Source organism: Curvibacter sp. PAE-UM, assembly GCF_001432305.1.
Classification (GTDB): domain Bacteria; phylum Pseudomonadota; class Gammaproteobacteria; order Burkholderiales; family Burkholderiaceae_C; genus Hylemonella.
This window is the reverse complement of record NZ_KQ483358.1, coordinates 2,704,190-2,722,103: the sequence shown is the minus strand read 5'-3', so window position 1 is coordinate 2,722,103 and position 17,914 is coordinate 2,704,190. Positions and strand designations below refer to the sequence as shown.

The following is a 17,914-nucleotide window of genomic DNA, read 5'->3' as shown; positions in this document are numbered from 1 at the left end:
TGGGGGGCAACCCCGCCGATCCGGTGGCGCGTTTTCACCTGGGCAATGGCGCCCGCGTCGAGCGGCTGAACTGGATGGGCGACCCTTCGCTCAAAGGCATCAAACAGTCGTTTGGCCTGATGGTCAACTACCTCTACGATCTCAAGCGTCTGGACCGTCAGCGAACCCAGCTGGCAGAGGGCAGAATAGCCGTTGCGGCTTCGATTGAGGATCTTCAGTTCTGAGCCAGGTTCGCTTTTATATAACCAAAGGAGACAAGCATGACAACCTCATTTCCCTTCCGCGGCACCCGACGCGACATCCTGCGCCTGGCTGCGGCCGGCCTGGCCGCCGGTCCCCTGTTGGGGCAGGCGCAGTCCGGCTGGCCGGTCAAGCCGGTCACCGTGGTCGTGCCCTTTCCGGCCGGCGGTGGCACCGATGCTTTTGCCCGCCCCCTGTCGGCATCGTTTTCCCGGCTGACCGGCAAGCAGCTCATCATCGACAACCGCGGCGGCGCCGGCGGCACGCTGGGCGCGAGCATCGCAGCCAAGGCCCAGCCGGATGGCTACACCCTCTTCATGGGGGCGGTGCACCACACCATTGCCCCCTCGATGTACCCCAGGCTCGATTACGACATCGAGAAGGATTTCGTACCGCTGGTGCTGGTGGCCACGGTGCCGCAGGTCTTGGTGGTCAACCCCAAGAAGGTCACCGAGAGCGATTTCAAGTCCTTCCTGGAGATGCTGCGCAAGAACCCGGGCCGTCTGAACTACGGCTCGGCCGGTAGCGGCACTTCGCACCACCTGGCGGGCGAGTTGTTCAAGCAGCAGACCAACACCTTCATCACCCACATTCCCTACCGCGGTGCCGGTCCAGCCCTGCAGGACCTGATCGCCGGCAACGTGGACATGATGTTCGACGGCCTGGGTTCCTCGGCTGCCCACATCAAGGGCGGTCGCATCAAGGCCCTGATGGTGGCCGGATCCAAGCGCAATGCCGCTTTCCCCGACGTGCCCTGTGCGGCCGAACTGGGCCTGCCCGATTACACGGTGCAGACCTGGTACGGCATCTGGGCGCCCAAAGGCACGCCCGCCGAGGTGCAGGCCCGCGCGGTGGACGAGATCCGCAAGGCCGGCAACACCCCCGAGGCCAAGGCCGTCTGGGCCAACCAGGGCGCTGAATTCAGCAGCATGACGCCGCAACAGTTCGGCCAGTTCGTCAGCGCGGAAGTCAAGCGCTGGACGCAGGTGGTCAAGCTCTCGGGCGCCAAGCTCGATTGATGGTTCGCCCGGACCCTGTCGCGAACGTCTGATGGACCAGCCTCGATCATGAGCGGCCGTATCCAGCTGCAGCGGCAGGATGCGCTTGCGCTTGTCACGCTCAGCCATCCTGGCAGGTTCAACGCCATGTCGCGCGCGATGTGGCGTGAACTGCGCGCGGTGTTCGTTTCCTTCCAGCAAGATGCAGCCTTGCGTTGCGTCGTGCTGCGCGGGGAGGGCGGGCATTTCTGTGCCGGTGGGGATATTTTCGAGTATCCCGACTTTCGCTTCAGCGAAGCCGGCCTGCGCGACTTTCACGAGAACGATGTCTGGGGCGGGCTGCAGGCCGTTCTGGATTGCGACGTTCCCGTGGTGGCGCAGATCGAGGGCAACTGCATGGGGGCGGGCGTCGAGATCGCCTGCTGCTGCGACATCCGCATCGCCGCCGATTCGTCGCGCTTCGGTGCGCCCATCGGCCGGCTGGGGTTTCCCATGGCGCCGCGTGAAGCCGCTTTGGTCCTGCGCGAGGCCGGGGGGCCGACGGTCCGCGAGATGCTGCTGGAGGCGGCCGTGCTGACGGCACAGCAGATGCTGGCGCGTGGCTTTGTGCAGCGCATCGTCTCCGAAGAGGCGATGGCCGGGGAGATCGCCGGCACCACGCAGCGCATCGTGGCACTCGCGCCGCAGGCTGCCCGCCTGAACAAACAGACTTTGCGTACCCTGCAGTCCGGCGCGCCCGATGCACTGCCAGCCCTGCTGGCCCGGGCCTATGACTACGCCGACAGTCCCGAGCACCGCGAAGGCATCACGGCCTTCCTGGCCAAGCGGCCTGCCGAATTCTCCGTTCCGATTCCCTGACCTTTGTGAACCGCACCATGTCCCGACCCAACGCCAACCTGTTTTCCGCACTGCGTGCAGCCTTTCCCGCCCAGCTTGATGCCGTGGCCATCGAGACCGACAACGGCCTGAGCTATTCCTGGCGCGACCTGGAACGCGCCACGGCCATGCTGGCCAATCTGCTGCAGTCGCTGAATCTGCCCGAGGGCGCGCGCGTGGCAGTGCAGGTGGAGAAGTCGGTCGAGGCCATGATGCTGTATCTGGCCACGCTGCGCGCCGGCTACGTCTTCCTGCCGCTGAACACGGCCTACCAGAGCGCCGAGATCGAATACTTCATCGGCAACGCCGAGCCGGCTGTGGTGGTCTGCAGCCCCAAGAATTTCGGCTGGGTCAGCAAGCTGGCCTTCAAGGCCGGCACGCAGCACGTCTACACCCTGGACGACAACCGCAGCGGTTCGCTGCTGGAGCGTGCTGCCCACTGCTCGGACCGCCACGTGCCGGTCGAGCGCCAGGCCGATGACCTGGCCGCCATCCTCTACACCAGCGGCACCACGGGCCGCAGCAAGGGCGCGATGCTGACGCACGGCAACCTGCTGAGCAATGCCCAGGTGCTGAAGGACTACTGGGGCTGGAAACCCGGTGACGTGCTCATCCATGCGCTGCCCATCTTCCACGTGCACGGCCTGTTCGTGGCCCTGCATGGCGCGCTGCTCAACGGCAGCAAGATGTTCTGGATGGCGAAGTTCGATCCGAAACGCCTGCTCGAGAAGATGCCCGAAGCCACCGTTTTCATGGGTGTACCCACGCTCTACGTGCGCCTGCTGGCCGAGCCGGGGCTCACCCGCGAGGTCGTGCGCAACATGCGCCTGTTCATCGCCGGTTCGGCGCCGCTGCTGATCGAGACGTTCGTCGCCTGGCAGCAGCGTACCGGCCACACCATCCTGGAGCGCTACGGCATGAGTGAGACCATCATGCTGACGTCCAATCCCTACCTCGCTGCCCAGGGCGAGCGCCGTGGCGGCACGGTGGGTTTCCCGCTGCCGGGTGTGAGCCTGCGTGTCTGTGACGAGACCGGCCGGTCCTTGCCGGTGGGCGAGATCGGCGGCATCCAGGTCCAGGGTCCGAACGTGTTCAAGGGCTACTGGCGCATGCCCGAGAAGACGAAGGAAGAATTCACCGAGGACGGCTACTTCCGGACCGGCGACGTGGGCAAGATCGATGAGCGCGGCTACGTGGCCATCGTCGGCCGCAGCAAGGACCTGATCATCAGCGGCGGCTACAACGTCTACCCGGCCGAGATCGAGGGTTACATCAACGAGCTGCCCGGCGTGGCCGAGAGCGCGTTGGTGGGTGTGCCGCACCCGGATTTCGGCGAGGTAGGGGTGGCCGTGGTGGTGCGCAAGGCGGGGGCGGCCGTCGATGGGGAGCAGATCATCGCCGTGCTCAAGTCCAAGCTGGCCAACTTCAAGATCCCCAAGAAGTGCTACGTGGTGGATGACCTGCCGCGCAACACCATGGGCAAGGTGCAGAAGAACCTGCTGCGCGATCAGTACAAGCAGTTGTTTGCCTGATCCCGGCTCGAGCCGCAAAGCAAGAACGCCGGCGATGCCGGCGTTCTTGCTTGAAAGGTCCGGTTTCTCAGCGGAACCGGTATTTCACCTGCACGCCGACCTCGCGCGTGATGTTGTGCGGCTCGTAGCCGGTATAGACCAGGCCGGGTGAGGTATAGACCCCGATGTCGGAATCGGCAATGTTCCAGTAATGATAGAAGACACCGGCCGACCAGCTTTCAGCCTCGTAGGCCAGGCTCAGGCGCAGTCCGTGGCCGTTGCGCTGCTGGTTGTTCAGGTCCCTGTCGTAGCCCCCTGCGGGCACGTCCGTCGTGTAGGAGCGTTGCATGCCCTGGAGCAGGTAGTCGTATTCGAAGGTGGTGGCGAAGCGTGCTTCGGGGCCCATGCGGAAGCGGTGCGTCACGCCCAGGGGAAGGTAGATGTAGTTGCTGGTGCGCCGGTAGCCGGCCGCGCCGGTAGTGGTGTAGCCGCGCAGGTCGCTGTTGAGGTAGCGGTAACCCAGGCCCGCATAAGGTGACAGCACCTGGCTGCCGACGTCGAAGTCCCGGCCGAAGGTGACACGTGCATCGACGTAGCTGTCGGGGTTCGCGCTTTTGTCGCCGGTGCCGGCACTGGTGTAGTCGGCATTGCCGCTGGCATAACGGATATCGCCGCCCCAGTACCAGCTGTCACCGTAGGCCTGCGTGAAGCTGCCCGTCAGGCCGAGCTTCCTGCCTTCCAGTGCCATGAAGAAGTTGCCGTTGCGGTCTTCCTCGTATTTGTAGCTGGAGACCTGGATGCCGATTTCTCCGCCCGTGGTGGTCTGCAGTGGCAGGCCCTGTGCGGAGGCCGTTGTGCTGATGCTGGCCAGCATGGCCAGGCTGATCGTGACGAACGTTTTCAATTATTTGCTCCCTGATGTGGTCAGTACGGCCCGGCCATGCCTGCAGCATGCCGGAGGCGTGCCGTTTTACTGGCCAAAGCGGTACCTGATCTGGATGCCCAACTCGCGGCTGATGTTGTGTGCCTCGGTCGCGGAAAAGACCGTGGTCGTGTTGGCGTAGGTCCCAACCTCGGACTCTTCGATGTTCCAGTAGTGGAAGAACACGCTGGTCGACCAGCGTGCGGTTTCGTAGGCCACGCTCAGGCGCGCACCCTTGCCCTTTTTCTGCGTCACGCTCAGGTCGCTGACATAACCGACGATGTCGGTGTAATGGGTCTTCTGTGTTCCCTGCAGCAGGTGATCGTATTCCAGCGTGGTGGCCAGGCGGGCATCGCTGCCCAGGCTGTAGCGGTGGATCACGCCGATCGGCAGGTACACCAGGTTGCCATTGCGTGTGGGCGAGATATAGCCGGCATTCGTATAGCCCTTGAGGTAGCTCAGCACGGTGCGGTAGCCCAGGCCGGTGTAGGGGGCGAGCACCTGCTGTCCAGCGGTGAAATCGCGCCCCAGTGTCAGACGAAATTCCGTCAAGGTTTCGGCGTTGCCGCTGTTGCTGCCGCGCGCGGCGCTGGAGAAGGTGGTTACGCCCGTTGCCATCCGCGCTTCGCCACCCCAGTGCCAGTCGTCTTCCAGCACCTGGGCGATGCTGCCTGCCAGACCGATCTTCTTGCTGTCCAGCCACATGTCGAAGGCGCCATCGCGGTCGGCGTCGAAGGTGTGGCCGAAGACCTGGATGCCGACATCCCCTCCCGTGACAGTCTTGAGGGGCAGGCCTTGGGCCTGCGCCAGTGTCGGCAGCGCAGCCAGCGCGAGCAGCCAGGGGGCCGTCCATTTCAGCATCGGGGATCCTCCTTGAGATTAATTATTGATGGCGTCCATGACCATCTGAAAATACTATCAGATGGGGAGCACTTCCCCGGTGACGTAGACAAGAAACAACAAGGCCTGAAGCACCAAGGTGCTCCAGGCCTGCAGAAACGGATCACGACCCCGGAAGGTGTCAGCGCAGCACGAGCACCGGGATGTGCGAGTGGGTCAGCACCTGCTGGGTCTCGCTGCCCAGCAGCAGGCGTTTGATGCCCTTGCGGCCATGGGAGGCCATGACGATGAGGTCGCACTTGTGCTTCTTGGCGGTGGCGATGATAGCCTCGCTGATCAGATCGGACTTGGCGATGACGGCCTTGACCGTGAGACCCTTGGCGGCGGACGACTTGGCGACGGTGTCCACGATGGCCTGGCCATGCGCGGCCCATTGCTTTTCGATCTTGTTGATGTCACTCAGGGGCAGGGCCAGGCCGCCTTCGAAATAGCTTTGCGGATAACGTGGCACTACCTTGAGGGCGACCACTTCGGCGCCGCTGAGCCTGGCCAGGGCGAGGGCGCTGCTCACGGCCTTCTTGGACAGGGTGCTGCCATCGGTGGCGACGAGGATGCGTTGGTACATGAGTTGATCTCCTTGGGTTGTTCGAGCGGCTCTAGATTACTCCACCGGGTTCTGTTATGGTCTTGATCCATATCAAGCTGGAGGCGGGTGCTGCCAGCTACGCTTGACCACCATGCAATCTGCCAGTCTTGCCGGGTCTGCGCAACTCCTGTCGGTGTCTGGAGCAGGTCTATCTGCGTCCGGTCCAGGTCCGGCAGAGCCCGTGCCGCAGGCCGAGGCCGGCCAACTGCTCGACGATCCGGCCGCCTGGTCAGCCTTCAGCCGCCCGCTGGACGAGCGCCCGGGCTGGTGGGAGTCCCATCTGGTCATTGAGGGCATGCACTGCGCTGCCTGCGCGCTGACGGTCGAGGATGCCCTGCGCAGCGTGCCGGGCGTGAGTGTTGCGAGTGTCAGTGCCGGCAGCCGGCGTGCGCGCGTGCTCTGGCAAGCCGACGCCGTGTTGCCCTCGGGCTGGATGGAGGCCGTGCGTCGCGCCGGCTACCGCGCCGTGCCGGCCAACGACGCCTTTGCCAGCGAGCGCCGCCGGCAGGACACCCGCAAGGCCCTGTGGCGATGGGCGGTGGCGGGTTTCTGCATGATGCAGGTCATGATGTACGCGTGGCCGGCCTATGTGGCCGAGCCCGGCGACCTGACGGCCGAGATGGAGCAGTTGCTGCGCTGGGCTTCCTGGGTGCTGACGCTGCCGGTTTTGCTGTTTTCCTGTGGTCCCTTCTTCTCCGCGGCTTGGCGCGACGTGTTGCAGCGGCGCGTCAGCATGGACCTGCCGGTGGCCTTGGGCATGGGCATCACCTTCGTGGTCAGCACGGCCGGCACTTTCGAGCCGCAGGGCATCTTCGGGCGCGAGGTCTATTTCGACTCGCTGACCATGTTCGTCTTTTTCCTGCTGACCGGGCGCTGGTTCGAGCAGCGGCTGCGCGAGCGCACCGCTGGCGCGCTGGATGCCCTGATGAACCGGTTGCCCGACAGCGTGCTGCGCCGGCGCAGCGACGGCGAGTTCGAACGCGTCGCGGTGCGTCGCCTGTTGCCCGGTGATGTCCTGCGGGTGCTGCCGGGCGAGGCTTTCCCGGCGGACGGCACGGTGATCGAGGGCGCAACCCTGGCCGACGAGGCCCTGCTCACGGGCGAGTCCCGCCCGCTGCCGCGCGGTGTGGGCGCGACCGTGATCGCCGGCAGCCACAACCTCCATGCGGCCGTGCTCGTGCGCGTGGAGCGCATCGGCGACGACACGCGTTTCGCCCAGATCGTGGCCCTGATGGAGCAGGCCGCCACCAGCCGGCCGCAACTGGCGCAGCTGGTCGACCGCATGGCGCGGCCCTTCCTGATCGGCGTGCTGCTGGCGGCGGGTGGCGCGGCCGCCTTCTGGTGGTCGCACGATCCCGGTCACGCGCTGATGGTGGCGGTGGCCGTGCTGGTGGTGACCTGTCCCTGCGCCTTGTCGCTGGCCACGCCGGCGGCCATGCTGGCCGCCGCTGGCACGCTGGCGCGCCAAGGCGTGCTGGTACGCCGCCTGGGGGCGCTGGAGGCGCTGGCCGAGGCGGATATGGTGGTGTTCGACAAGACCGGCACGCTCACGCGCGATGCCATGGTGTTGCAGTCCGTTCTGACCCGCGAAGGCGTGGAGCGCACCGAGGCGCTGGGCATGGCCATGGCGCTGGCGCAACAGTCCCTGCATCCGGTTTCGCGTGCGCTGGTCGCGGCCGGGCAGGGCGAGGGTGTGTTGGCCTGGCGGTCCGAGCAGGTGCATGAAGCTTCGGGTCAGGGCTTGCGGGGACTGGTCAGCCCGCCGCCGGGTCGGGGGGGCGTGACCCAGGAACTACGCCTGGGATCCCAGGCGCATTGCGGTGTCAGCGTTGCCGCACCGGCGGGCCCGCATGCCGTCCTGAGTGATGCGCAGGGCTGGCTGGCCATCTTCGAACTGGGTGAAGACATCCGCCCCGATGCGGCAGCCACCGTGGCCGCGCTGCAGGCCCAGGGCATGGAAGTGCGCATCCTTTCGGGTGATGCGGCGCCTGCCGTGGCCCGTGTGGCAGCCCGGCTAGGCATACGCGGGGCGCAAGGCGCCTGCACGCCGCAGGACAAGCTGGCTTTTCTGCGGGCCGCACAGCAGCAGGGGCGCAAGGTGGTGGTGGTGGGCGATGGCCTGAACGACGGCCCGGCGCTGGCCGGTGCCCATGTCTCGTTTGCTTTTGGCCAAGCCGTCCCCCTGGCGCAGGCGCAGTCCGATTTCGTGGTGCTGGGCGAGGAACTGGCCAGCGTGGGCCGGGCGCTGGCGCTGGCACGCCGCACCCTGCGCATCGTGCGCCAGAACCTGGTCTGGGCCGTGGTTTACAACGCTGCCTGCGTGCCGCTGGCCGTGGCCGGCTGGTTGCCGGCCTGGCTGGCCGGCCTGGGCATGGCGGCCAGTTCGCTGCTGGTGGTGCTCAATGCCCTGCGGCTGGTCGTTGACTCAAGTCACAAGGAAGCCATCTGATGGACATACTGTATCTGCTCATCCCGCTGTCGGTCGCCCTGGTGTTTTTCATCCTGGGCGGGCTGTGGTGGGCGATCGAGCGTGGCCAGTTCGAGGACATCGAGGCCGAGGGCGAGCGAATTCTGAGGGATTCCTGAACGCTTTGATATTCGTCAAACCCCTTGCAGGGTTAAAAGCGGAAACTTCGTAGGGTTAATCAAGAAGAGAGGTGCACATGGCATTTTCAAACCAACAAGCGACGGTCTATAACGATAGCGTTGTCAGACAGTTCGCCATCATGACGGTGGTCTGGGGCGTGGTCGGCATGCTGGTCGGCGTGATCATCGCCGCCCAGCTGACCTGGCCTGAACTCAATTTCGGCATTTCCTGGCTGAGCTACGGTCGCCTGCGGCCCTTGCACACCAACGCGGTGATCTTCGCCTTCGGCGGTTGCGGCCTGTTCGCAGCCGCCTATTACGTGGTGCAGCGGACCTGCCAGGTGCGCCTGTTCGGCGAGAAGCTCGCGGCCTTCACCTTCTGGGGCTGGCAGCTGGTCATCGTGCTGGCCGCCATCTCCCTGCCGCTGGGTTACACCCAGGGCAAGGAATACGCCGAACTGGAGTGGCCGATCGACATCCTGATCACCCTGGTCTGGGTCAGCTTTGCCATCGTCTTCTTCGGCACCGTCGGCACCCGCAAGGTGCGCCACATCTACGTGGCCAACTGGTTCTTCGGCGCTTTCATCCTCGCTGTGGCGCTGCTGCATCTGGTCAACAGCGCCGCTATTCCTGCCGGCCTGATGAAGTCCTACTCGGCCTATGCCGGTGTGCAGGACGCCATGGTGCAGTGGTGGTACGGCCACAACGCCGTCGGCTTCTTCCTGACGGCTGGCTTCCTGGGCATGATGTATTACTTCATCCCCAAGCAGGCCGAGCGCCCGGTGTACAGCTACCGCCTGTCCATCGTGCACTTCTGGGCCCTGATCTTCACCTATATGTGGGCCGGCCCGCACCATCTGCACTACACCGCGCTGCCGGACTGGACGCAATCGGTCGGCATGGTGTTCTCGCTGATCCTGCTGGCACCCAGCTGGGGCGGCATGATCAACGGCATCATGACCCTGTCGGGCGCCTGGCACAAGCTGCGTGACGACCCCATCCTGCGTTTCCTGATCGTCTCGCTGTCCTTCTACGGCATGAGCACCTTCGAGGGCCCGATGATGTCGATCAAGACCGTCAACGCCCTGAGCCACTACACCGACTGGACCGTGGGCCACGTGCACTCCGGCGCCCTGGGCTGGGTCGGCCTGGTGACCATGGGTTCCATGTACTACCTGATCCCGCGCCTGTTCGGCCAGAAGCAGATGTACAGCATGAGGGCGGTGGAAGTGCACTTCTGGACGGCCACCATCGGCATCGTGATCTACATCGCTGCCATGTGGATCGCCGGCGTGATGCAGGGCCTGATGTGGCGTGCCATCAACCCGGACGGCACCCTGACCTACACCTTCGTCGAATCGGTCAAGGCCACCTTCCCGTTCTACGTGCTGCGCCTGCTGGGCGGTCTGCTCTACCTCGGCGGCATGCTGGTCATGTTGTGGAACGTGATCAAGACGGCCACCGCCGGTCGTGCGACCAACGTCACCATCCCGGCCGCCGCTGCCCACGCCTGAGAAGGAATACACCATGGCTAACAACACAAAATCCGGCGGCATCTCGCACGAGAAGATCGAGACCAACAACTTCCTGATGATCGTCCTCATCCTGCTGGTGCTACTGGTCGGCGGTCTGGTCGAGATCGTCCCGCTGTTCTTCCAGAAGTCCACCACTGAGCCGATCAAGGGCATCCAGCCCTATACCGCGCTGCAGCTGGCCGGGCGCGATGTCTATGTCCGCGAGGGCTGCTACAACTGCCACTCGCAGATGATCCGCCCCTTCCGCGCCGAGACCCTGCGCTATGGCCACTACTCGGTGGCGGGCGAGTCGGTCTATGACCACCCCTTCCAGTGGGGCAGCAAGCGCACCGGCCCCGACCTGGCGCGCGTGGGCGGTCGTTACAGCGACGAATGGCACCGCATCCACCTGAACAACCCGCGTGACCTCGTGCCCGAGTCCAATATGCCGGCTTACCCCTGGCTGACCAAGGACATGGTCGACGCGGCTTCGCTGCCGACGCACATGAGGGCGCTGCGCACGGTCGGGGTTCCCTACACCGACGAGCAGATCGCCAAGGCGAGCGAGGAGGTCAAGGGCAAGTCTGAAATGGACGCCCTGATCGCCTATCTGCAGGTTCTGGGCACGGCCCTCAAGTAAAGACGGAGACCCCATCATGGACGTCAACACCCTTCGTTCCGCCGTTACCGTTGCGGGCCTGATCTGCTTCATCGGTATCGTGCTGTGGGCCTGGTCGAGCCGCAATGCGGCCGATTTCGAGAAGGCCGCCCAACTGCCTTTCGAGCAGGATTAACGCGCCGTCAAAGGAAGAAAAATGAGCGATTTCACAAGCAACTTCTGGTCGGTCTTCGTCACGGCAGTCACCCTCGTCGGCATCATTGCCTGCCTGGTCCTGCTCTGGGTCAGCGGCAAGGCCAAGGCCATGACCGCCAACGACAACACCACCGGCCACGTCTGGGACGGCGACCTGCGCGAGATGAACAACCCCCTGCCGCGCTGGTGGGTCTGGCTGTTCATCATCACCGTGGTCTTCAGCCTGGTCTACCTGGCCATGTACCCGGGTCTGGGCAACAGCCCGGGCAAGCTGAACTGGAGCCAGCAGGGCCAGTACGAGGCCGAGATGGCCAAGGGCGAGAAGGAAGTGGCCCCGCTGTATGCCCGCTTCGCCGCCATGAGCGTGCAGGACATGGCGCGGGATCCGCAGGCCCTGGCCATCGGCGAGCGCGTGTTCATGAACAACTGTGCGCAATGCCACGGCTCTGACGCCCGCGGCAGCAAGGGCTTCCCCAACCTGAGCGACGGCGACTGGCTCTGGGGTGGTGCGCCCGAGCAGATCAAGGAATCCATCACCAAGGGTCGCATGGGCAATATGCCGCCCATGGCGGCGGCCGTGGGCACCCCTGATGACGTCAAGAACGTGGCTCAATACGTGCTGAGCCTGTCCAACAGTCCGCACGATTCGCTGCGCGCCTCGCTGGGCAAGGCCAAGTTCGGCGCTTGCGCCGCCTGCCATGGCATGGACGGCAAGGGCAATCCGGCCCTGGGTGCGCCCAACCTGACCGACGACACCTGGCTGCACGGCTGGGGCGAGAATGCCATCGTTGCCATGATCACCAACGGCAAGGTCAACCAGATGCCGGCGCAGGAAGACAAGCTCAGCGCTGCCCAGATCCATGTGCTGTCGGCCTATGTCTGGAGCCGTTCCGGCGGCAGCAAGGTGGCGGCCAAGTAAGGGCTGGGAGTTCAGTTGACAGAATCAGACCCCAAGGGCCAGAAGGTCATCCCCATCGCCGCGCTGGCGCCGGCTTCGGCCGTCGACGCGGATGATGCGGAGATGGTCTCGCTGTACCAGGCCCAGCAGAAGATCTATCCTCGCAGCGTCAGTGGCCTTTTCAGCCGCTGGCGCTGGGTCTTTGTCTGGCTGACCCAGCTGGTCTTCTATGGCCTGCCCTGGCTGGAGTGGGGCCAGCGTCAGGCCGTGCTGTTCGACCTGGGGGCGCGCCGCTTCTACATCTTCGGTCTGGTCCTGTACCCGCAGGACTTCATCTACCTGACCGGCCTGCTGGTCATCTCCGCGCTCGCGCTGTTCCTGTTCACAGCCGTGGCGGGTCGCCTGTGGTGCGGTTATGCCTGTCCGCAGACGGTCTACACCGAAATCTTCCTCTGGATCGAACACCGGATCGAAGGTGACCGCTCGGCCCGCATGCGGCTCGACGCCGGACCGTGGTCGCTGAACAAGATCACCCGCAAGGGCGGCAAGCATCTGGCCTGGCTGGCCGTGGCGCTGTGGACCGGCTACACCTTCGTGGGCTACTTCACGCCTATCAAGGAGCTGGGCCTGGAGTTCATCCAGTGGCGCATGTCGTCCTGGGAAGTGTTCTGGGTCATCTTCTACGGTTTTGCCACCTACGGCAATGCCGGTTTCATGCGCGAGCAGGTCTGCAAGTACATGTGCCCTTATGCGCGTTTCCAGAGCGCCATGTTCGACAAGGACACGCTGATCGTCACCTACGACACCGAGCGTGGTGAACCGCGAGGTGCGCGTTCGCGCAAGGCTGATCCGGCGGCGCTGAAGCTCGGTGCCTGCGTGGATTGCAGCCTGTGCGTGCAGGTCTGCCCAACCGGCATCGACATCCGCAAGGGCCTGCAGTACGAGTGCATCGGCTGCGGCGCGTGCGCCGATGTCTGCGACACCGTGATGGACAAGATGGGCTACGCGCGTGGCCTGGTCAAGTACTCGACGCAGAACGCCATCAAGAACAAGTGGACGAGCGCCGAGACCTGGCGGCACGTCTTCCGACCGCGCGTGCTGGTCTACACCTCGATCCTGGCCGGGGTCTGCATCGCCATGCTGGTGAGCCTGGCGCTACGCACGCCCTTCAAGGTGGACGTGGTGCGCGACCGCGGCGTGATGGCGCGGATCGTGGCTGGCGGCATGATCGAGAACGTCTACCGCCTGCAGGTCATGAACGCTACCGAGTCCGAACAGCACTACCGCCTTACGGTCAGCGGCCTGCCGGGCCTGGCCGTGGCTTCCGAAGATCAGGTCGTGGTCGAATCCACGCAATCGCGCTGGGTTGCGGTGCGTGTGCAGTTGCCCTATGAGGCTGCCGCTGCCGGTACCCACCCCATCCATTTCGAGATCACCGCACGCGACAGTTCAGCGCAATTGCGCGAGAAGTCGGTGTTCCTGGTGCCACGTTGAGGAGCCTAGCCGAATGAACGAGACGAACCCTGCCGTGCCGCCCCCACCCTGGTGGAAATTCGGCCATGTCTGGCTGGTGCTGGCCGGTCCGATCATCGTGGTGATCGCCGGTTTCATCACCCTCTACCTGGCCGTGAGCATGCCCGACCCGGTGATCAGCCAGGACTACTATCGCAAGGGCATCGAGATCAACAAGACGCTCGAGGCCGATCCGGCCAGCCTGGCGCCAGCCGTGCAGGCGCGCAACCACGCTGCCACGGGCGCGCCGCCGCCGGCCCGGCCGGCTGACAAGCCTTGAATTCGGCCACCTGACACGAGGAGGGCAAGATGAAACTGCAAAAGCTCATGTGGGTCGCTTGGCCGGCCTTTCTGGTCGCAGGCGTGCTGGAGATGCTGGTGTTTGCCATGGTCGATCCGCATGACCTGCACTGGTTCGGCCAGCCGGTCGAGATGTCGCGCCAGGGCATTTACACCATCGCCTTCTTCGTCTTCTGGGGCATCACCATGCTCTCCAGCGCGCTCACAACGCTGCTGGCGATGTCGCCTTTCGAGCTGAACCAGTGTCCGCTGCCGCAGGACGAACGGCCCGAGGGCTGCCCCAAGCAGGAAGGCTGTTGCTGAAAGAGCCGGGGCCGTTCGGCCTCAGTGGCACTCGGTCTGGTGATTGACCAGGCGGGACAGGGCCTCGGTGTCGAGGATACGCACATGGCGCTGCTTGACCTCGACAATGCCGTCCTCCACGAACTTGGAGAAGGTGCGGCTGACGGTCTCTAGCTTGAGACCCAGGTAGCTGCCGATTTCCTCGCGCGTCATGCGCAGGATCAGTTCGGACTGCGAGAAACCCCGCGCGTGCAGGCGCTGCACCAGGTTCAGCAGGAAGGCCGCCAGCCGTTCCTCGGCCCGCATGCTGCCCAGCAGCAGCATGACCCCGTGTTCGCGCACGATCTCGCGGCTCATGATCTTGTGCACGTGGCGCTGCAGGCCGTTGATCTCGCGCGACAGATCCTCGATGCGGTCGAAGGGCATGACGCAGACCTCGGCGTCTTCCAGGGCGACCGCGTCACAGGTGTGGTGGTCGTTGACGATGCCGTCCAGGCCGATGATCTCGCCGGCCATCTGGAAGCCGGTCACCTGGTCGCGCCCGTCCTCGGAGGCGACACAGGTCTTGAAGAAACCCGTGCGGATGGCGTAGAGCGAACTGAATTTCTCGCCGTTGCGGAAGAGGGCGGTGCCGCGCTTGATCTTGCGGCGGGTGGCGACCATCTCGTCCAGGCGGTCGATTTCCTCGGTACTCAGCCCCATGGGCATGCAAAGCTCGCGCAGATTGCAGTTGGAGCAGGCAACTTTGATAGTTTGCGGATTCATGCGCTGTATTTTGACATCGGCCATAGGACGCTCCGGGGGCAGGGGAGATCTCACAGCCCCTACCTTACCAGCTTTTGATGCAAGTCAAGGTGGTGGCGGCCCGTTCGCGGCACAGTGACACCATCATGAATGCCGAAACCGTCGAGCCCGTCTCCGCCGAACTGCTGCGTCGCCACGACGTGGCCGGGCCACGTTACACCTCCTACCCGACGGCGGACCGCTTCGTCGAGGCTTTCGGCCCTGACGATTACCTGCGCGCCCTGCAGCAGCGCCGCTCGGGCGCGGCCGCCCTGGTGCTGCCGCTTTCGCTCTACGTGCATGTGCCGTTCTGCGAGTCGCTGTGCTACTACTGCGCCTGTAACAAGATCATCACCAAGCACCACGACCGCGCGGCCGAGTACCTGCGCTACCTGAGCCGCGAGGTGGACCTGCACACCGCCCAGCTGGGCGTGGGCCAGACGGTCACCCAACTGCATCTGGGCGGCGGCACGCCGACCTTCCTGAGCGACGTCGAATTGCGCGAGTTGATGGCCATGCTCAAGCGCAGCTTCACGCTGGCGCCCGGTGGTGAATACTCCATCGAGGTCGATCCGCGCACCATCGATGCCGGCCGGCTCGACACCCTGGCCGAGCTGGGCTTCAACCGCCTGAGTTTCGGTGTGCAGGACTTCGACCCCGCCGTGCAGAAGGCGGTGCACCGCGTGCAGCCGGCCGAGCAGGTCTTTGCCCTGGTGCAGGCCGCGCGCGAGCGTGGCTTCGACTCGGTCAACGTCGACCTGATCTACGGGCTGCCGCAGCAGACGCCGGAGTCCTTCGCCCGCACGATCCAGCAGGTCAACGAACTGCGGCCGGACCGCATCGCCCTGTACGCCTATGCCCACCTGCCCGAACGCTTCAAGCCGCAGCGCCGCATCGCGACGGCCGAGTTGCCGGGTGCGCCGGCCAAGGTGGCCATGCTGTCCGAAGCCATGGCACGTTTCATGGGCGTGGGTTATGTCTACGTGGGCATGGACCACTTCGCCCTGCCCAACGACGCGCTGGCCGTGGCCAAGCGCCAGGGGCGTCTGCACCGCAACTTCCAGGGTTACAGCACCCAGCCCGACTGCGACCTGATCGGCCTGGGCGTCTCGTCCATCGGCCGCATCGGTGCCACCTACAGCCAGAACGCCAAGACACTGGAGGAGTACTACGACGCCATCGACCATGGCCAGTTTGCCGTGGTGCGGGGCCTGGCGCTCTCTCGCGATGACCTGGTGCGCCGCGCCGTCATCATGGCGCTGATGTGCCAGGGCGAGGTGCTGTACGAGTCCATCAACCTGGCCTACCTGATCGACTTCAAGACCTACTTCGCCCCCGAACTCGAGGCCCTGCAGGAACTGGCTGAGCAGGGTCTGGTGACGCTGGACGACGGCGGCATCCAGGTGAGTGCCAAGGGCTGGTTCTTCGTGCGCGCCGTGGCCATGGCCTTCGACCGCTACCTGCAGGCGGACCGCAACCGCGCGCGCTTCTCCAAGATCATCTGAGAACGCCCGGGCCCTTGCCCTAAACTTGCGTCATGCAGACTTCCCTGGCTGTCACGGCCCTGCTCATGGGCCTGGCCGGTGGCCCCCATTGCATCGCCATGTGCGGCGCGGCCTGCGCCGGTTTGGGCCAGGCCGCCGGCGAACGCCGCAACGAGGCCATGTGGGTGTTCCAGCTCGGTCGCGTGCTGGGTTACGCGGCACTGGGTGGCCTGGCTGCGGCTTCCATCCAGGGCCTGGGCTGGCTCACCATCCAGTCGGCCGCGCTGCGCCCGGTCTGGACCCTGTTTCATGTGGCGGCCTTCATGCTGGGTCTGGTGCTGCTGGTGCGCGCGCAGCAGCCGGTCTGGCTGGAAAATGCCGCGCGCCGCCTGTGGAGCGGTGCCCGTGCGCTGGCCGCTGGCCGCGGCCGTGGCGCACCGCTGGTGGTGGGCACGCTGTGGGCCTTGTTGCCCTGCGGCCTGCTGTATTCGGCCCTGCTGGTGGCGGCCATGACCGGTAGCGCCATCGAAGGCGCGGCCGTCATGGCGCTCTTCGCCGCTGGCACGGCCGTTTCCATGATGGCCGGCCCCTGGTTATGGCTGCGCCTGCGCGGCACGGGCCGCGGTGACTGGGGCGTGCGCCTGGCCGGCCTGGCGCTGGCCGCCAGTTCGGCCTGGGCGCTGTGGATGGGACTGGTGCACGACACGGCGCCGTGGTGCATCACCCCGGCCGGCTGATCCCGAGCCGGGCCTGTCACGACCGTTTGCCATAATCCACGCCCATGTCATGTCCTCCCGGCGCCACGCCTTCGCGCACCCATCTGGTTCTGATCCCCAGCTACAACACCGGCCCCAAGGTGCTGGAGACCGTGCAGGAGGCCTTGCACCACTGGGCTCCGGTCTGGGTGGTGGTCGACGGCAGCACGGATGGCACCGGGGCGCAGCTGCAGGCTTTGGCCGCACAGGAGCCTGACCTGAAAGTCATGGTGCTGGCGCAGAACCAGGGCAAGGGCGCAGCCGTTTTGCACGGGCTGGCGCTGGCCGAGGCGGCCGGTTACACGCATGTGCTGACCATGGATTCCGATGGCCAGCACCCCGCGCAGCTGATCCCGGCTTTCATGCAGGCTTCGGGCGACGATGTCTGCCGCATGGTGCTGGGCAAGCCGGTCTTTGCTGCCGATGCGCCAGCGCTGCGCGTGCAGGGGCGCAAGGTATCCAATGCCTGGGCCAATCTGGAGACGCTGTGGATGGGCATCGGCGACTCGCTCTACGGTTTTCGCGTCTATCCGGTGTCGCCTTTGCTGAAGATCATGCGCGGCCAGCGCTGGATGCGCCGTTTCGATTTCGACATCGAAGCCGCCGTGCGCCTGTGCTGGGCCGGTGTCTGGCCGCTCAATATCGACGCGCCGGTCAAATACCTGCGGCCTGAGGAGGGCGGCGTCTCGCACTTCAACTACCTGCGCGACAACGCCTTGCTGACCTGGATGCACACGCGCCTGATGCTGGGTTTTGCCCTGCGCCTGCCGCTGCTGCTGGTACGACGCCTGGGTGGTCGCCGCCGCTGAGCTGGACCGTTCGGCGGGGCCAGCTTTTCCGTGCGAATCCTGGGGGAATCTGGGTACAATTTGATCCTGACCATGGGCCAACTTGTCGGGGCACATGGCTGTAGCCGGACAGGGTGTTTCCTGCCTGGTGCCGTGTACAACAAC

Annotated in this window: 20 protein-coding genes; 16 read left to right on the top strand and 4 right to left on the bottom strand. The window is 65.2% G+C overall.

All coding sequences use genetic code 11. The features are described 5' to 3' along the window. The 4 genes from AO057_RS18345 to AO057_RS13130 all read left to right on the top strand — a co-directional run. The coding region (locus tag AO057_RS18345; protein WP_240480783.1) for a malonyl-CoA decarboxylase domain-containing protein at nt 1-224 on the top strand (224 nt) is incomplete at its 5' end. A 36-nt stretch (nt 225-260) separates the two neighbouring features. Further along, nucleotides 261-1,259 (top strand): Bug family tripartite tricarboxylate transporter substrate binding protein, encoded by a 999-nt coding sequence (locus tag AO057_RS13140; protein ID WP_057676380.1) that lies wholly within the window; start codon nt 261-263, stop codon nt 1,257-1,259. Between the two features lie 48 nt (nt 1,260-1,307). Further along, complete coding sequence (locus tag AO057_RS13135) at nt 1,308-2,096, top strand: enoyl-CoA hydratase/isomerase family protein (protein ID WP_057676379.1); 789 nt, start codon at nt 1,308-1,310, stop codon at nt 2,094-2,096. A gap of 17 nt (nt 2,097-2,113) precedes the next feature. Continuing rightward, a complete protein-coding gene (locus AO057_RS13130; protein ID WP_057676378.1) occupies nt 2,114-3,646 on the top strand; it encodes a malonate--CoA ligase in 1,533 nt (510 codons plus the stop codon). A gap of 67 nt (nt 3,647-3,713) precedes the next feature. Here AO057_RS13130 and AO057_RS13125 read toward each other — a convergent pair whose 3' ends face one another. From AO057_RS13125 to AO057_RS13115, 3 genes are all read right to left on the bottom strand, one after another. Beyond that, nucleotides 3,714-4,529: a hypothetical protein gene (locus AO057_RS13125; protein ID WP_057676377.1), complete on the bottom strand. Its 816-nt coding sequence runs from the start codon at nt 4,527-4,529 to the stop codon at nt 3,714-3,716. A gap of 66 nt (nt 4,530-4,595) precedes the next feature. Beyond that, nucleotides 4,596-5,408 carry a hypothetical protein gene (locus tag AO057_RS13120; protein ID WP_057676376.1) on the bottom strand — a complete coding sequence of 271 codons (813 nt, stop codon included), beginning with the start codon at nt 5,406-5,408 and terminating at the stop codon, nt 4,596-4,598. A gap of 160 nt (nt 5,409-5,568) precedes the next feature. After that, on the bottom strand, nt 5,569-6,012 hold the full coding sequence (locus tag AO057_RS13115; protein WP_057676375.1) for a universal stress protein: 444 nt from the start codon (nt 6,010-6,012) through the stop codon (nt 5,569-5,571). A 112-nt stretch (nt 6,013-6,124) separates the two neighbouring features. Here AO057_RS13115 and AO057_RS13110 point away from each other — a divergent pair, with 112 nt between their 5' ends. The 9 genes from AO057_RS13110 (at nt 6,125) to AO057_RS13070 (ending at nt 13,960) form a co-directional block, all read left to right on the top strand. Next, a complete protein-coding gene (locus AO057_RS13110) occupies nt 6,125-8,482 on the top strand; it encodes a heavy metal translocating P-type ATPase (RefSeq protein WP_082605556.1) in 2,358 nt (785 codons plus the stop codon). After that, nucleotides 8,482-8,619: a cbb3-type cytochrome oxidase assembly protein CcoS gene (ccoS, locus tag AO057_RS13105; RefSeq protein WP_057676374.1), complete on the top strand. Its 138-nt coding sequence runs from the start codon at nt 8,482-8,484 to the stop codon at nt 8,617-8,619. Before AO057_RS13110 ends, ccoS begins: the two co-directional genes overlap by 1 nt. A 77-nt stretch (nt 8,620-8,696) precedes the next feature. Further along, entirely contained in the window at nt 8,697-10,133 is a 1,437-nt protein-coding gene (gene ccoN / locus AO057_RS13100; protein ID WP_057676373.1) for a cytochrome-c oxidase, cbb3-type subunit I, read from the top strand. 13 nt (nt 10,134-10,146) lie between these two features. Continuing rightward, complete coding sequence (ccoO, locus tag AO057_RS13095) at nt 10,147-10,773, top strand: cytochrome-c oxidase, cbb3-type subunit II (RefSeq protein WP_057676372.1); 627 nt, start codon at nt 10,147-10,149, stop codon at nt 10,771-10,773. A gap of 16 nt (nt 10,774-10,789) precedes the next feature. Continuing rightward, nucleotides 10,790-10,927, top strand: a complete 138-nt coding sequence (locus tag AO057_RS13090; protein ID WP_057676371.1) for a CcoQ/FixQ family Cbb3-type cytochrome c oxidase assembly chaperone — start codon at nt 10,790-10,792, stop codon at nt 10,925-10,927. 21 nt (nt 10,928-10,948) lie between these two features. Next, a complete protein-coding gene (ccoP, locus tag AO057_RS13085) occupies nt 10,949-11,866 on the top strand; it encodes a cytochrome-c oxidase, cbb3-type subunit III (protein WP_057676370.1) in 918 nt (305 codons plus the stop codon). Nucleotides 11,867-11,881: 15 nt separating this feature from the next. Next, complete coding sequence (ccoG, locus tag AO057_RS13080) at nt 11,882-13,339, top strand: cytochrome c oxidase accessory protein CcoG (RefSeq protein WP_057676369.1); 1,458 nt, start codon at nt 11,882-11,884, stop codon at nt 13,337-13,339. Between the two features lie 13 nt (nt 13,340-13,352). Next, complete coding sequence (locus AO057_RS13075) at nt 13,353-13,637, top strand: FixH family protein (protein ID WP_057676368.1); 285 nt, start codon at nt 13,353-13,355, stop codon at nt 13,635-13,637. 29 nt (nt 13,638-13,666) lie between these two features. Beyond that, nucleotides 13,667-13,960, top strand: coding sequence for a hypothetical protein (locus tag AO057_RS13070; RefSeq protein ID WP_057676367.1), 294 nt, complete (start codon nt 13,667-13,669; stop codon nt 13,958-13,960). Nucleotides 13,961-13,981: 21 nt separating this feature from the next. Here AO057_RS13070 and fnr read toward each other — a convergent pair whose 3' ends face one another. Beyond that, nucleotides 13,982-14,704, bottom strand: coding sequence for a fumarate/nitrate reduction transcriptional regulator Fnr (fnr, locus tag AO057_RS13065; RefSeq protein WP_057677291.1), 723 nt, complete (start codon nt 14,702-14,704; stop codon nt 13,982-13,984). Nucleotides 14,705-14,829: 125 nt separating this feature from the next. Between fnr and hemN the strand changes: the two genes are divergently transcribed. The 3 genes from hemN to AO057_RS13050 are packed head-to-tail and all read left to right on the top strand — an operon-like array spanning nt 14,830 to nt 17,770. Further along, on the top strand, nt 14,830-16,227 hold the full coding sequence (gene hemN, locus AO057_RS13060) for an oxygen-independent coproporphyrinogen III oxidase (RefSeq protein WP_057677290.1): 1,398 nt from the start codon (nt 14,830-14,832) through the stop codon (nt 16,225-16,227). Between the two features lie 32 nt (nt 16,228-16,259). Beyond that, nucleotides 16,260-16,943, top strand: a complete 684-nt coding sequence (locus AO057_RS13055) for a sulfite exporter TauE/SafE family protein (protein WP_057676366.1) — start codon at nt 16,260-16,262, stop codon at nt 16,941-16,943. Nucleotides 16,944-16,987: 44 nt separating this feature from the next. Next, a complete protein-coding gene (locus AO057_RS13050) occupies nt 16,988-17,770 on the top strand; it encodes a glycosyltransferase family 2 protein (RefSeq protein WP_057676365.1) in 783 nt (260 codons plus the stop codon). Nucleotides 17,771-17,914 lie beyond the last annotated feature (144 nt).

Excerpts from the sequence above, each read along its gene's own strand:
- AO057_RS13140 (WP_057676380.1), top strand. The coding sequence starts at position 261 with ATGACAACCTCATTTCCCTTCCGCGGCACCCGACGCGACATCCTGCGC.
- AO057_RS13135 (WP_057676379.1), top strand. The coding sequence starts at position 1,308 with ATGAGCGGCCGTATCCAGCTGCAGCGGCAGGATGCGCTTGCGCTTGTC.
- AO057_RS13130 (WP_057676378.1), top strand. The coding sequence starts at position 2,114 with ATGTCCCGACCCAACGCCAACCTGTTTTCCGCACTGCGTGCAGCCTTT.
- AO057_RS13120 (WP_057676376.1), bottom strand. The coding sequence starts at position 5,408 with ATGCTGAAATGGACGGCCCCCTGGCTGCTCGCGCTGGCTGCGCTGCCG.
- AO057_RS13115 (WP_057676375.1), bottom strand. The coding sequence starts at position 6,012 with ATGTACCAACGCATCCTCGTCGCCACCGATGGCAGCACCCTGTCCAAG.
- AO057_RS13110 (WP_082605556.1), top strand. The coding sequence starts at position 6,125 with ATGCAATCTGCCAGTCTTGCCGGGTCTGCGCAACTCCTGTCGGTGTCT.
- ccoS (WP_057676374.1), top strand. The coding sequence starts at position 8,482 with ATGGACATACTGTATCTGCTCATCCCGCTGTCGGTCGCCCTGGTGTTT.
- ccoN (WP_057676373.1), top strand. The coding sequence starts at position 8,697 with ATGGCATTTTCAAACCAACAAGCGACGGTCTATAACGATAGCGTTGTC.
- ccoO (WP_057676372.1), top strand. The coding sequence starts at position 10,147 with ATGGCTAACAACACAAAATCCGGCGGCATCTCGCACGAGAAGATCGAG.
- AO057_RS13090 (WP_057676371.1), top strand. The coding sequence starts at position 10,790 with ATGGACGTCAACACCCTTCGTTCCGCCGTTACCGTTGCGGGCCTGATC.
- ccoP (WP_057676370.1), top strand. The coding sequence starts at position 10,949 with ATGAGCGATTTCACAAGCAACTTCTGGTCGGTCTTCGTCACGGCAGTC.
- AO057_RS13075 (WP_057676368.1), top strand. The coding sequence starts at position 13,353 with ATGAACGAGACGAACCCTGCCGTGCCGCCCCCACCCTGGTGGAAATTC.
- AO057_RS13070 (WP_057676367.1), top strand. The coding sequence starts at position 13,667 with ATGAAACTGCAAAAGCTCATGTGGGTCGCTTGGCCGGCCTTTCTGGTC.
- fnr (WP_057677291.1), bottom strand. The coding sequence starts at position 14,704 with ATGAATCCGCAAACTATCAAAGTTGCCTGCTCCAACTGCAATCTGCGC.
- hemN (WP_057677290.1), top strand. The coding sequence starts at position 14,830 with ATGAATGCCGAAACCGTCGAGCCCGTCTCCGCCGAACTGCTGCGTCGC.
- AO057_RS13055 (WP_057676366.1), top strand. The coding sequence starts at position 16,260 with ATGCAGACTTCCCTGGCTGTCACGGCCCTGCTCATGGGCCTGGCCGGT.
- AO057_RS13050 (WP_057676365.1), top strand. The coding sequence starts at position 16,988 with ATGTCATGTCCTCCCGGCGCCACGCCTTCGCGCACCCATCTGGTTCTG.